The organism is Duganella kummerowiae (assembly GCF_053572355.1).
On record NZ_JBKFEH010000019.1, the window covers coordinates 1 to 14,165 of the forward strand.

At 67.7% G+C, this 14,165-nt stretch carries 8 protein-coding genes; 1 reads left to right on the forward strand and 7 read right to left on the reverse strand.

Annotated features, from left to right (window positions below; translation table 11 throughout):
• Positions 1 to 263: 263 nt before the first annotated feature.
• The 5 genes from ACLB1G_RS23340 to ACLB1G_RS23360 all read right to left on the reverse strand — a co-directional run bounded on the left by ACLB1G_RS23340 (position 264) and on the right by ACLB1G_RS23360 (position 10,051).
• Positions 264 to 3,404 carry a S8 family serine peptidase gene (locus ACLB1G_RS23340; RefSeq protein ID WP_491629646.1) on the reverse strand — a complete coding sequence of 1,047 codons (3,141 nt, stop codon included), beginning with the start codon at positions 3,402 to 3,404 and terminating at the stop codon, positions 264 to 266.
• Between the two features lie 17 nt (positions 3,405 to 3,421).
• Positions 3,422 to 4,150, reverse strand: a complete 729-nt coding sequence (locus tag ACLB1G_RS23345; protein ID WP_491629647.1) for an NF038120 family PEP-CTERM protein — start codon at positions 4,148 to 4,150, stop codon at positions 3,422 to 3,424.
• 397 nt (positions 4,151 to 4,547) lie between these two features.
• Positions 4,548 to 7,205, reverse strand: coding sequence for an aminopeptidase N (pepN, locus tag ACLB1G_RS23350; RefSeq protein WP_491629648.1), 2,658 nt, complete (start codon positions 7,203 to 7,205; stop codon positions 4,548 to 4,550).
• Between the two features lie 57 nt (positions 7,206 to 7,262).
• Positions 7,263 to 9,317 carry a S9 family peptidase gene (locus ACLB1G_RS23355; RefSeq protein WP_491629649.1) on the reverse strand — a complete coding sequence of 685 codons (2,055 nt, stop codon included), beginning with the start codon at positions 9,315 to 9,317 and terminating at the stop codon, positions 7,263 to 7,265.
• Positions 9,318 to 9,412: 95 nt separating this feature from the next.
• Positions 9,413 to 10,051: a hypothetical protein gene (locus tag ACLB1G_RS23360; protein WP_491629650.1), complete on the reverse strand. Its 639-nt coding sequence runs from the start codon at positions 10,049 to 10,051 to the stop codon at positions 9,413 to 9,415.
• Positions 10,052 to 10,150: 99 nt separating this feature from the next.
• Here ACLB1G_RS23360 and ACLB1G_RS23365 point away from each other — a divergent pair, with 99 nt between their 5' ends.
• Positions 10,151 to 12,049 carry a sensor histidine kinase gene (locus ACLB1G_RS23365; RefSeq protein WP_491629651.1) on the forward strand — a complete coding sequence of 633 codons (1,899 nt, stop codon included), beginning with the start codon at positions 10,151 to 10,153 and terminating at the stop codon, positions 12,047 to 12,049.
• Positions 12,050 to 12,154: 105 nt separating this feature from the next.
• Here ACLB1G_RS23365 and ACLB1G_RS23370 read toward each other — a convergent pair whose 3' ends face one another.
• Both ACLB1G_RS23370 and ACLB1G_RS23375 read right to left on the reverse strand, forming a co-directional pair.
• A complete protein-coding gene (locus ACLB1G_RS23370; RefSeq protein WP_491629652.1) occupies positions 12,155 to 12,301 on the reverse strand; it encodes a hypothetical protein in 147 nt (48 codons plus the stop codon).
• A gap of 45 nt (positions 12,302 to 12,346) precedes the next feature.
• The gene (locus ACLB1G_RS23375) at positions 12,347 to 14,134 is read right to left on the reverse strand and encodes a hypothetical protein (protein ID WP_491629653.1); all 1,788 of its coding nucleotides are present in this window, start codon (positions 14,132 to 14,134) and stop codon (positions 12,347 to 12,349) included.
• Positions 14,135 to 14,165 lie beyond the last annotated feature (31 nt).

Below are 14,165 nucleotides of genomic sequence, written 5' to 3' on the forward strand. Positions count from 1 at the left end.
CCCCCCCCCCCCCGGCGCGCCGAGGACCAGCGCGCCGGCCTGATGTCGACCTGCTCGGTCACGCCCGATCCCGGCGCCCTGTGCCGTGCCGGGCATTGCGTGACGGGCACGCCCGGCCTGGGCGGCGCCCACGCCAAATAACCAGCCCCCCATCCTGCCGGCCGGCCCAGCCAGTAGCCGGGTAGCTTGGCCGCAAACAACAACGCGGCCAGCGGCCGCGTCGCAGTCCGGGGGCGGCTTGCTGGCCGCGCCTGTCTCCCGGCTTACTGGGCCGGGATATTCTTGGTCCGCGAATTGTTGAATGCGGGCACAGGATCGGTGGCATCCACCTCCAGCAGGGTGGTGCCGCGCGTGACGCCGCCCACCAGGTAGTTGATCAAGCCCAGGTAGCGCTTGCCGGCCTCCAGGCCGGACCAGGACATGCCCACGGTGCCGGTGCCGCCCACCGAGACCGTGCTGGGCGCGCCCACCTTGAAGTTGCCGCCGGAAGCGCCATTGGTGATCACCCAGGTGTTGAGCTTGTAGGTGTCCGACCCGTTGGCAGGGGCATAGCCCAGCACGCACACCTTGTAGGTGCCGGCCGCTGGGTTCTGCAGGAACACTTCCTCGTTGGCGCTGCTGGAGTAGCCGGTGCCGACAATGGTACTGCCGCGTATCACCACCAGGTCCAGGTCGCTCTGCTCACGGCCGCCGGTATCGGCTTCGCGCAGGGTAAAGCGTACCGCCAGGGCGCCGGCCGGTACGTTGACCGTGTAGTAGTTGACCCCGGGAGCACCACCGTTAAAGCAGTCCAGCGGCGGATTGGGGGTGGTATAGGTGGTGACCGTGCCAGCCGACACGGTGGCCGGCACCAGGCCGCCCTTGGCCAGGGTGACCGCGCCGGCCACGCCGGAGCCCATGGTCAGCAGCTTGCTGCCGGTGGTGGCCTCGCTGTAGACCGCGCTTTGCACGGCCAGCGCCGTGCCGCGCGCCGTGATGGGGCTGCGCACCGTGTGGCTGCCGTCGCTCCAGGTCAGCTGGCCGTAGGCCCAGGTGTCGAGCGGGGCCGTGGTGCGGGTCAGGCGCACGCTGTAGCTGGCTTTCTGGCCCGGCGACAGGGTCAGGGTGGATGGCGACACCTCCACCGCATAGCCGTTCATGGTGGCGCTGGCGGTGTAGGTGGCGCTGCTGGCGCCGACATTGGTGACGGTGCGCACCAGGGTCTGGGCGCCCGGCACCGCGGCCGCCGTCAGCGAGGGCAGGTTCAGGTTGTAGGGCGCGATACCGCCCACGCTGTTGCAGGTGGAGGCACTGTAGACAGGGATGTTCAGGCCGCACAGGAAGCGTGCGTAGTCGAGCTCGGTGGCGTCGTACACCAGGCCGGGGTCGTTGGCCAGCGAGGGCCGGATCTGGCCGGCGCCCTGGCCCCATGGCAGATTGCCGGTGGTCCTGGCAGTCGCGTCCCACGCCACCGAGCCGTTCTGGCCGTCATTGTAGGTGTCGTATGCGGTCGTCATCAGGGCCGACTTGATGGCGGCCGGGGTCCAGTCCGGATGGTTTTGCTTGAGCACGGCGGCCACGCCGGCCACGTGCGGGCTGGCCATGGAGGTGCCGCTGAGGAAGGCGAACTCGCTGCGCGGGGCCGGCGCACCACCGGCCACGGCGTCGCGCTCAGCCTGGGTCAGGTCGGCGCTGACGGCGGCCAGGATGTCGGTGCCGGGAGCCGCCAGGTCGGGCTTGAGGATGTTGGCGTTGGCCACGTTCGGTCCGCGCGATGACAGGCCGGCGATCATCGGGGCGGCGGTGCTGGTGTCGATGATGTAGCGCACATTGCCCAGCGAGGCCGTGGCGCCGCTGCCGCCGTTGACATAGTTCTTCAGGGCAGTGGCGTCGGCCAGGGCGATGTGCAGGGTGGACAGCGAATGGGGCTGGTTCAGGATGGTGGTGGCGCCGCCGCTGACGTTGCCGATGATGACGCCGGCCGCCCCGGCGGTCTTGGCGTTGGCGCTCTTGTTGACCAGCACGTTGTCGCCACGGTCGCACACGAGGATCTTGTCCTTCACCTTGGCCGGGTCCAGCAGGGCGGCCACGTTGTCGGCCGGGCCGAAGCACTGGTTCAGCTTGATATTGCCGGGGTCGACACCGGCCAGGCCGGCGTTGCGGGCCAGGATCAGGGGCGCGCTGGGGGTCTTGGCGTTGGCGGAGGCGCCGGTCAGGACGGTGCCGTTGCCCAGGGTGGCGCTGCCCAGGTAGAGACGGTTGTGGGTGGAGTTGGCCACCGTGGTCAACCACGGGCTGATGTGCGATACCGGCGCTGGCGCGGTCGACTGGGGGCCGGAATTGCCGGCGGCGGCTGCCACGAACACGCCGGCCGACGCCGCGCCCAGGAAAGCCAGTTCGGTGGCTTCGCTGAAGCTGCCGCCGCCGGCATTGGGGCCGATGGAGAAGTTAATCACGTTCACGCCATCCAGCGTGGCCTGCTCGATCGCAGCCACGCTGTCGGAAGTGGCGCAGCTGTTTTTACGGCTGGGGTCGGTCCAGCACACCTTGTAGGCCGCGATGCGGGCGCGCGGCGCCATGCCGGACAGCTTGCCCATGTCGACACCGCCGACGTTGGCCGGATTGGCGGCGTTGCCGGCGGCCGTGCTGGAAGTGTGGCTGCCGTGCCCGCCCTCGCCCGAGGAGCCGCCCACGGAATCGCGCGCCGAGGCGAATTCGGTCCAGTGCAGGGCGGTGTTGCCCAGGTTGTAGTAGCGCGCGCCTATCAGCTTGTTGTTGCAATTGGCCACGGAGAAGCCTTCACCAGCCTGGCAACTGCCTTTCCAGGCGGCCGGCGGCGCGTCGTACACGACGGTGCCGCCGCTATGGCTGGGATTGCCGTTATCGTCGACGCGGTCGGCATAGGCCGCGTTCTCCGGCCAGATGCCGCCATCGACGATGCCGATGATCATGTCCTCGCCGGCGTGGCCCTGGCCGCCGGCCTTGGCCCACAGTCCGCCCGGCACATCCAGGCCCAGGAAAGTGGGGGTATAGCTGGTGTCGAGCTGCATGAGGGAGTCGGCCGTGATGTTGGCCACGCTGCTGTTTTTCTTCAGCGCGCGCACCTCGGCGTCGGTCAGCAGGGCGGCAAAGCCATTGAACACGACCTTGTATTCATAGGTGACGGGGGCCGCGGCAATGGTGCCCAGCACGGCGGCCTTCTTGCCGTCCAGGTAGCTGATGTAGCTTTGCACGGTGGAGGCGTCGACGTCCAGGCGCTGGCCGGGCGCCGGCTGGGTGGCGGCCAGGCCGGCCACGGTGCCGGTGTAGGTGGCGACCGGCTTGTCGGCCAGCTGCACGATGTAGGAACGGCGCACGTCGTCGGCCCGGGCGCTGGCAGCGGCCAACACGAAGATAACGGCGGCGGAAATGGGACGCAGTTTCATGAAGTGGACCTTTCAGCTTAGACGGATGGGACGGCGGCGCGGCGGCGGCGCAAGGCCAGGACACCCAGGCCCAGGCCCAGCATGGCGTAGGTGGCCGGTTCAGGCACGGCAGTCACGCTGAGGTTGTCGATGGCGAACTGGGCCAGGTTATCGCTGTCGGCCACGCACTCGCTGCCATTGCCGGTGTACAGGCAGGCGCTGATGGTGATGCTGGTGTAGAAATTGCTGGTAAAGCCGGCCCCCAGGCTGGCGCTGGCAAAGGGCGAATAGCCGCCAACCAGTTCGGGGAAGGCCAGGCTGGTGCTGACGGTGGCGCCCGAGGCCAGCGTGCCGACCAGGGTCAGTTCGCCATAGCTGTAAGGGTCCAGGGTGGGCACGGGCGGCAGGAAGGCGTAGCTCAGGCTGCTCAGCTTGAACCCGGTGCTGTCGGCACGGCTCAGGGTCAGGCTGCTGTTGTTGATGCCGGCGTAATAGTTGCTGGTGCTGGCAGGGCAGGCTGCGATATCGCAGCTGTAGGGGCTGGTGCCGTCCAGGATGGCGCCGGCCAAGCCGGCGCCGGTCAGGTCATTCACCTGCAGGCTGTAGGCGCCTTCCGTGATCACGTCGCCACCGAAGAAAATGGCGGGATCCTGGGTGTTGAAGGTCAGCGTGGCGGCGGCGGCCGGCAGGACCGGCAACAATGCAAGAGCAACAGCCGCGCCGGCGGCATATCGGAAGCGTGCCTGGAACAAGGGTATGCGATTCATTTCTCGGCCTTATGTTGGAAGTGAGTTACTTTCTGGCAAGGTCTGCGCCTGCTTGCGGCTTTTGATAAAAGCTCAACAAAATATAGCAATCTATGTAAATCTTGTAACAAAATTTTAATATTGCGTATTTGATTTTCTTGGTCAAAAACCAAACAAAATATGGCCAGCCCGGCAGTAAAGGCGTTCTCGCCCGGCGCACCATGGCGCAGGCTGTTGTTATTGAACGAATCGATTGAAGTCCATACATTTCCAGTTTCTGGTGGAAATGATCGCCAATTTGATCAGATAGGCGCCGTTAGGCGGCATAAAACAAAAAAGCCGTCAGATGACGGCTTTTTGATGGAGAAGCAGCAAGGCGGCGCTCGCAGATGCGAGGCGGGCACCGCCAGGGCGGCAATTATTGTACGGTGATTAATTTCTTCATATCAACGCAACGCTGGTCTTCCTGTATTGCCACCCGCAGCTGGCGGGTGGTGCCGGCCGACAGTGCGGGCATGGCGGCCAGTCCATCCTTGAGACGCTGCACGCTGGCCGGGGTGCAGGCGGCCGGTATCATGCTGGCCGCGTAGGCGCGCATGTAGACCGGGCCGGCGCTGGCGTCCAACTGGCCCAGCAGCGCCAGGCGGCGCGCGGCGGTCTGCTCGTCCAGTGCGCCCTGCCCGGCTGGATACAGGGCGCCCATGGCGCGCCGCACCTTGGAAAACGGCAGCTTGGTGCCGAGGTCGGTGATGGTGGCCAGCCACTCCTCCTTGACGCGCGCATCGGGACGGCCGGCGGCGGCGCCCACGGCGGCCGCCTGGCCGCTGTCCGAGTTGTCGCGCGTCTGCTCGGCCGCCAGCAGCTGTTCGCTGCCCGGATAGGCGTAGCGGTTCAGGTGCGCCACTATATTCCAGCGCAAGTCCTGGCTGACGTTCAGGCCCGGCACCAGCGGCTTGCCGGCCAGGATGGCGGCCAGCTGGTCCAGGGCGGCGGGGGTGGCGGCCAGGTTCAGATACAGGCTGAACCAGCGGCGCTGGAAGTTGTTGTCGCCCTGGGCCCGGATGGCGGCCTTGAAGGCCATGGTTTCCAGCTGCGGCAGCAAACGGGCGCGGGCCTTGGCGGCTTGCGGTCCCATCTTGTCCAGGTACTCGGCGGCGGCGCCGGTTTTCTCGGCGATGTCGCCCAGCAGCGTGTAGTCGCGCTCGGACGGCGCCTGTGCCAGCACCGTGTCCAGGTAGGCGGTCAGCGGCAGCTGGCCGTCGCGCACGCCATCCCACAGGCTTTGCCACAGCATGGAGCGCAGCAGCGGATCATCAACCCGGTTCAAGCTGGACTTGGCGGTGGCGAACGAGCGCTGGTCGAGCTGCACCTTGGCGTAGCCCCAGTCCTGGTAGTTGGGATAGACCAGGTCCGGGCAAGCGGCGCCATCCAGCGCCGGCACGGCGGTGCTGGCGCCGCGGTAGGTGACAGCCACGTTCTTGGCCAGTGCCAGGCCCTGGGGCCCGCGCTTGAACAGGGCCACCTGCACGCGCTGCTCGCGCAGGGTGGGGTAATCGGCCGGTGCGCTCTGCTCCAGGCTGAAGCCGCTGACCTTGCCGCCCTTGCAGCTGTAGCGGGCCGTGATGGTGTTCACGCCCGGCTGGTACAGCCATTGCTGGGTCCAGGCGCCCAGGTCGCGTCCGGCGGCGGCGCCCAGGCTGCCGATGAAGTCGTCCAGGCGGGCGTTCTGGTACTGGTACTTGACCAGGTAGTTGTGCACGCCCTGGCGGAACACTTCCTCGCCCAGCAAATGGCGCAGCTGCTTGAGGGTGGAAGCGCCCTTGGAATAGGTGATGGCGTCGATGTTGTCGAAGGCGTTACGGGTGGACGGCACCGGGGTTTCGATGGCGTGCGTGGTGACGCGCTGGTCCTGGGTGTAGGCGTCCTGCTTGCCGCCCGAGTAGAACGACTGCCAGGCTTGCTTGAACTCGGTGGCTTCGGCCGTGGCCAGGGTGCCCATGAAGGAAGCGAAGCTCTCGTTCAGCCACAGGCCGTTCCACCACTGCATGGTGACCAGGTCGCCGAACCACTGGTGCGCCATCTCGTGCATGATGACGCTGGCCAGGCTCTGGCGCTGGGCCGCCGTCATCTCTTCCTTGTGCAGGAAGCGGCCCTCGGCAAAGGTGATGGCGGCCGCGTTTTCCATGGCCCCGTACAGGAAGTCCGGTACCAGCAGCTGGTCGTATTTCTCGAACTGGTAGGGTACGCCGTAATACTGGTCGAAGAAGGCCAGGCCCTGGGCCGTGTACTTGAACCAGTCCTTGGGCGAGACTTGCGCCGCCACCGACTGGCGCGCAAACAGGCGCATCGGGTATTTGCCGCTATTGTCTTCCCATACTTTATAGGGGCCGGCGTGCATGGAGAAGTTGTAGGGGCTGAGCTTTTTGGTGGCCGGGAAGGTCCAGCGCTTGGAGGCCACACCATCGATCATGATGTCCTGCACGCTGTCCTCGCGTTTGGTGGAGGACACCACCCAGTCGGCTGGCGTGGTCACGGTGATGCGGTAGGTGGCTTTCAGGTCGGGCTGGTCGAACACGGGGAACATCTGGTGCGCGGCGGCCGGCTCGAAGTGGGTGTAGGTGTAGACACGCTGGTCGACCGGGTCGACCATGCGGTGCAGGCCTTCGCCATTGGTGCTGTGCAGGCGCTCGTAGACCACGGTGACGCTGTTGCGGCCAGCCTTCAGATCGGCCGGGGCCAGGGTGATGAACCACTGGTTGTATTGCGGGGTGACGGCCTTGCCGTTCACGCTCAGGCTGCGGATGGTGGCCTTGTCCAGGTCCACCGTCAGCGGCTGGGAAGCGTCGCTGAGGTCGAAGCTGAGGGTGGTGCTGCCGCTGAAGCTTTCCTTGCCGGTCAGGGCGAATTGCAATTCATAGGCGACGTTGCTGACGCGCTGGGCGCGGGCGGCGGCGTCGGCTTGCGACAGATAGGGGTTCTCGGCGCGCGCTTGTGGCGCGGCTTGTTCGGCCAGGCTGGCGGTGGCGAATGCGGCGGCCAGCGCCAGCACGATCAGGCGGGGAGTCATGGATTTCATGGGTTTCCTTCAGGCGTAAAAACGCCCGCGCGGGGGCGGGCGTGCGGTGTACTGCGCTTATTTTTTCAGGTAAGTGTCCAGCCAGTCGATCACGGTGTGATGCCACAGGATGGAGTTGGCGGGTTTCAGCACCCAGTGGTTTTCATCCGGGAAGAACAGCAGCTTGCTGGGGATGCCCTGGCGCTGCAGCGCGGTGAAGGTGCCCAGGCCTTGCGCGGTGGGGATGCGGAAGTCCAGGTCGCCCTGCACCACCAGCATCGGGGTCTTCCAGTTCTTCACATACAGGGCCGGGTTGAACTTCTCATGCTGCTCAGGCACGTTGAAGTAGCTGCCGCCGTTTTCCCATTCGGTGAACCAGATTTCCTCGGTGGAGTAAGCCATGCCGCGCGTGTCGAACACGCCGTCGTGGTTGACGATGCACTTGAAGCCGTCGGACCACTGGCCGGCGATCCAGTTCATCATGTAACCGCCGTAGGAAGCGCCCAGGGCGCAGCTTTTTTCGCGGTCCAGCCACGGGTATTTCTTGACGGCCGCTTCCAGGCCCAGCTTGAGGTCCTGCAGCGGCTTGCCGCCCCAGTCGCCGGAAATCGAATCGGTGAACTTCTGGCCGTAGCCGGTGGAGCCGTGGAAGTCGATGAACACGGTGGCGTAGCCGGCGCCGGCATACACCTGCGGATTCCAGCGGTAGCTCCAGGAGTTGCCGAAGCTGCCCTGCGGGCCGCCGTGCACCAGGAAGGCCACCGGATACTTGCGCCCCGGCTCGGCGTTCCACGGCTTCATCACGTGGCCGTACACGGTGTCGCCATTGGCGCCGGTGAAGGAGAACTGTTCGAACTCGCCGAACTTGACGTCGGCCAGGGCCGCCTCGTTGTTGCGGGTCAGCTGGGCCTTGGCGGCGCTGGCGCCCAGCTTGAACTGGTACAGCTGCGCGCCGGAGCTGAGGCTGGCGTGCGCCATCACCACGGTGTCGCGCGCCACGTCGAAGGCGGCCACGTAGCCCTTCTCGGTCAGCGGCGTGACCTTGCCGCTGGCGGCGTCGATGGAAAACAAACGGTGCTGGCCGACATCGTCGGCATTGGCCAGCAGGGCCTTGCTGTCCGGGGTCCAGCGGAAGTCGGCCACCGAGCGGTCCCAGTCGCCCGCCAGCACGCGCTTCTTGCCGGTGGCGACGTCGATCAGCACGAAGTGGAAGCGGTCGGCCTCGAAGGTGGGCTTGTCCATGGCCAGGTAGGCGATGGTCTTGCCGTCCGGCGCATAGGTGGCCTTGGTGTCCCAGGCCTGGTTGTCGGCGGTGAGGTTGACCGGCGTGCCGCCAGTGGCGGGGACACTGTAGACGTCGAAGTTGGTGGACCAGGCTTCGGTCTTGCCGGCGATGCGCGCGGAGAACACCACGGTCTTGCCGTCCGGGCTGAACTTGTATTCTTCGTGGTCGCCGAAGGGCTTGGAGGGCACGTCGCCATCCAGGCTGCCGCTCAGGGCCACCGGCTGCGCCGTGACCTTGCCGCTGGCATCGATGGGGGCGCTGTACAGCACATTGTTGCGGCCATCGGCCCAGGTGTCCCAGTGGCGCACGAACAGCTTGTCGTAGACCTTGCCGCTGGCCTTGTTTTTAGATTGGGCATCGAGTCGCGACTTGGTGCAGGCCAGGTCGGCGCAGTCGCGGAACACGGACAGGCTCAGAGCCAGGCGGTCGCCCTGGGGCGACAGGCGGAAGTTTTCCACGTCCAGCGGCAGGTCGGTGACCCTGGCGGCTTCGCCGCCGGCCAGGGGCAGGCGCCACACCTGGTTGGAGCCGGAGCGGGCCGACAGGAAGTAGATGGCGTCGCCGGACGGCGACCATTCCGGATCGGTGCTGCTGGCCTCGGCCTGGGTCAGGCGTACCGGCGCGGCCTTGGGATGGCGCAGGTCCAGCATCCACAGCTGGGTGTTGCCACGGTTCTTGTCCAGGTTGGTGGTGCGCACGGTGTACACGACGCGGCTGGCGTCCGGCGACAGCACGGGCGCGCCCACGCGCTCCATGCCGGCCAGGTCCTCCACGGTGAAGCCGCGCGGCGCGGCCAGGGCGCTGGTTGCCGCCAAGGCGGTACCCAGCAGCAGCAGACGTAAGGTCATTGGTTCTCTCCGACGTAGTAAGAAAATGGCCGGCGGGTAGCCGGCAGCCGGAAATGATACCAAGTTCCCGGGATGCCCAGCGAAAACTGCAATCCCTAGCGCGGCGCCACCATAGTGAAGTCGGCGCGGCCCGCCTTGAGCATGCGCGCCACCAGCACCAGCGCGCTGACATAGGCGATGCGGTCGCGCTGCTCCAGGCCGCGCAGCAGGGCATTGTACTGGTCGCCGAACACATGGCCGCGCACCGTCACGCCGCGCCAGGCGCCGCCCTCGACCAGCTGCTGTACGCTGGCCGCCGCGACCGGATGGCGGCGGGTGCTGACCAGCGCCATCCTGAGCTTCATCATGGGCACATAGTCAGCCACGGCGTCGCGCTCGGCGCTGCGCGAGGCCGGCAGCAGCAGGTCGGCCTCGCCGCTGTCGAAGAACATGTAGCTGGCGCGGGCGCGCGGCACTACCGGAAAGGAAAAGCTGCAGCCGTGGCGCGCGCCCAGTTCGCGCAGGGCGTCGGGAAACACGCCGGACACCTGCTCGCCCCGCACGATCACGCTGTAGCCGGTGGGCGAGACCGGCACCACGATGGGCCGCGAGCAGCCGGAGGGCGAACCGGGGCGCGAACCTGGATGCGAACCGGGATGAGTCATGGGGCCGGCAAGGGCGTGTGTAGCGGCCTGCGCACCGGCGCCGGCTGCCAGCAGCACAGCGGCGATACCGCGCGAGAAGGGGACGGGCATGCAGGCTCCGGACAGATGGCTCAGCGCACATTGTAGCGCCGATTTCCTTGTGGAATTTCGACAGTGGCTAGGCACGGCGCTCCATCGTACAATTTCCAGATGACCACATCCGCCTCCCACATCCGTCCCGCCTGGCTGGCAGCCCTGCTGCTGGGCGCCTGCGCCCTGGTGCTGGCCATCGGCGCCAGCCGCTATGCCGGGGATGGCGGCGGCGCGCTGCACCTGGCGGCGGCCGAATGGCAAACCGTGGCCGCGCCCGGCTTCAGCCCGGCCCCGGACCGCGTGGAGGCGGAGCGGCTGCCGCCGGGCTGGCGCCGCGCCACCCTGCCGCTGGCGCTGCCAGACAAAGACTCAGGCGATGACGGCGTGCGCGTTACCTGGGTGCGGCTGGCGGTGGACGCGCCGCCCGGCTGGCGCGGCCCCCTGGCCCTGTATGGCGTGCGGCTCAAGACCAATGGCGGCATCGCCATCTATGCAGACGGCAGGCTGGTGTACCTGGCCCAGCAGCAAGGCCCGCTGTGGAACAGCCTGTTCACGCCGACCTGGGCCGTGCTGGACCAGCGCAGCGGGATGGCGCCGCCGCGCCAGATCCTGCTGCGGCTCGAGCATACGGCGGACACCGTGGCCGGGGTATCCTCGCTCTGGCTGGGACCGGTGGACAGCCTGCGCGCGCGCCACCAGCTGCGCCTGTGGCTGCAGCGCGAACTGCCGGAAATGCTGAGCGCCGCCTTCCTGGCGGTCGGCCTGTTCGCGCTGGCCGTGTGGCTGCGGCGCCGCCACGAGACCAGCTACCTGCTGTTTTTCTACCTCGGCCTGACCTCCTTCGTGGCGCACATGCACTACTACGTGGACTTGCCGCTGCTGAACGACAGCTTCGGCTGGCTGACCCTGAACTCGCTGTACTGGCTGGTGCTGGCCCTGCACTTCTTCCTGCGCCAGCTGCACGGCCAGCCGCTGCGCTGGCTGACGTGGACGGCGGTGGCGGCCACGGCCGTCATTGGGATCGCCACCCTGCCGCCGCTGGGCCTGCCCAACTCGCAGGCCGTGCTGGGGACGTGCTACGCCATCGCATTGCTGCTGAGCGCGGCAGTGGCCCTGGCCGGCGGCTACCATGCCTGGCGCCGCTCCAGCGAGGGGCGGCTGGTGGACGCCGGGCTGCTGGCCTGCGTGCTCCTCAACATCAGCGACTGGCTGGGCCACAACGACGTCATCGGTCCGGAAAGCTGGTTCCTGGGCGCCTACAGCAACGGCGTCACCTTCCTCACTTTCGGCGCGCTGATGGTACGGCGCTACCTGGCCGCCATTGCCGAGGTCGAGCATGTGAACGCCAGCCTGGCGCACCGCCTGCGCGAGCGCGAGGCCGAGCTGGAGGAAAGCCACCGGCGCCTGCGCGAGAGCGAACTGCGGCAGACCATCAGCGACGAGCGCCAGCGCCTGATGCAGGACATGCACGACGGGCTGGGATCGTCGCTGATCAGCGCCATCCGCTCGGTCGAGCACGAGGGCGGCGCCGGCGGGCGGGTGTCCGCCATCCTCAAGGATTGCCTGGACGATTTGCGCCTGACCATCGATTCGCTGGAGCCGGCCGAGGCCGACCTGCTGCTGTTGCTGGCCACCTTGCGCTACCGCCTGGAACCGCGCCTGGAGAGCGCCGGGGTCGCGCTGCACTGGGAAGTGCGGCCGGTGCCGCCGCTGGCGTGGCTGGAGCCGTCGGCGGCGCTGCATATCCTGCGCATCGTGCAGGAGGGCATCGCCAACGTGCTGCACCACAGCGGCGCGAGTGAAATCCGCGTCAGCACGGCGGCTGAGAATGGGGGCGTGCTGGTCGAAGTGGCCGACAACGGCGCCGGCTTCGATATGGAGGCGGCCATGGCGGCGGGCGGCCACGGCCTGCGCAACCAGCAGCGCCGCGCCGCCGCCATCGACGCCGCCGTGGCCTGGCGCTCCGGCCCCGGCGGCACTGTATTCAGCTTGTGGCTGCCGCTGGTGCGAGGCTGACCAGGCTTCAACCAAAGGCAGCGTCTTCCAGCGCGCGGCACAAAGAACGGCGTTTTCGCAGCCCCCGTCTGGCGCGTGGGCCGGAGGCACCCCGCTCAACTGGCCTCAACCGAATGCGGCGTCTTCCAGCCAGTAGCGCAAGGCGTGGGCGATACCCTCCGACATATCCTGAGCTCCACGGTCGCGGCGCAGGCGCGCGATGAGCTCCTGCAGAAGGTAGGTGGGCAGCTGCACGGTGACTGTCGCGATCATTCTATTTTCCCCTCTATCCTGATCAATATTTGCGGCAGGGGCCTATCATGTACGCCGCCCGCGCCGCGCATAGCGCAGGTTGGCGGTGGCGATGTCGGCCTCGGCCAGGGCCAGGTGGCGCTCCCAGGTATCGCCGGCGAAGGTGATGGTGGGGATCTCGCGCTGCTCCAGCGTCACCGGCTGGTACTTGCCGTAGCCGGCCTCATGCACCCCGGTGGCGCCCGATCCCGGCGCCGGCCGGCTCAGGTGCGAGAACGAGGCCACGTGGTCGTAGTGCGCCTGCGGATACTGGGCGTAGCGGCTCACGTGCGCCATCGGGATGATGCCCATCTGGGCGTCGTACTGCATCTCGGCCACCGCCGCAACGCCCGGATGGCGGCGCGCCAGTTCGCGCACCAGCTCGCGCGTGCCGAGGAACATGTCGCCGTCCGGATTGTTTTCCCACATGCCGCAAATGTCGAGGAAATAGGCGTCCACGCCGTAGCGCTCCACCATGGCCGAGATCCGTCCCGCCAGGTGCCGGCGCCAGCTGGCCACGGCCAGGTTCATGAACACCATGGAGGGTTCGCCCTTGCGGTCGCCGTCCCAGTCCACGTAGTTGCTGGCCATCGGCTCGCCGTACACGGTGCGCACGCGGGCGTCGGCGATGGCGGCGTAGCCCGGCGCGGCCGGGTTGGCGATGTTGGAGCCGAACATCAGCAGGAAGCGGTAACCGAGCTTGCGTCCTTCCTCGATCATGCGGCGGAAGCCGGCCTCGCCACCCATGCGCGGATCTACCTCGAAGGCCGGATAATCCCAGTAGTAGCGGGCGTCCCAGCCGGCCAGGAACACCATGGTGGTGCGCGGATCGGTGCGGGTGGCGGCCCAGCGCAGGATTTCCAGCTGGCGCGCGTAGTCGTTGAAGATGCGCCCGCTCCAGTGCTGGCCGTGCAGGGCCAGCACCAGGCCGGTGTGGCGCATCCAGTCCGGCGCGTCGGCGCGGGTCTCGAAGCGCGGAATGGCGTAGGCCTGCTCGACATGCTCGAAGTGCGGCCGCACGGCGGCCTCGAAGCCGGCGGCCGCGACTATGCGCCAGCGGTGCGTGCGCACCTCGCCGCGCCGCTCCCAGCCGGCCTGCTCGTACAGCAGCTCGGCCTTGTATCCCTGGGCGCCCGGCTGCAGGTAGAAGCGGGCCGGCCGCACCTGGTCCTGCAGCGCCGAGATGGCCCATACCTGTTCCGAGTCCTTGGCCTCGATCGCCACCAGCGGCGTGCCCATGCCCGACATCAGGTCCGGATACTCGAAGATCTTTTCGTCGTCCCGGGTGTCCTGCCAGCGCCCGGCCGATACCGACAGCCGCCCGCGCGGCAGCCCGCGCACGATGGTCTTGACGGCCTTCACGTCGCGCCCGAAACGCACCGCCACCTGCCATTGCAGCGACTGGTCGGGCATGCGCCGCAGCTCCGCCTCCAGGTGGCCGGGCGCACTTTCCTGGCCCCCGGCCCAGGTGTAGCCGGCCGCCACGAAACGCAGCGTATCGGGCCCGCGCGTGACCGTCACCCGGGCCGGATCGACCGCGTAGGCATTCTCGAAGGTGATGATCTCGAAGGCGAACCACAGGCCGCCGAATTCCACAGAAGGTTCCGGCCAGGGATAGCTGAACTTCATCTGGGTCTCGCCCGGTCCGCCCGGATACACACCGTCGACGGACGTGAACAGCGACAGTCCGGCGGGATTGCCCGGACTCGCAGGCAAACCCGTGGCAGCGCCGGCCGCTGCCGGCAGCGCCAGCGCGGCCAGGCCGGCGCCGGCAGTGATCATAAAGTCGCGGCGCGACAGCTTGCGATATTCCATGCGTCTCCTTGTGCCAGGCCCGCGCGCGGCG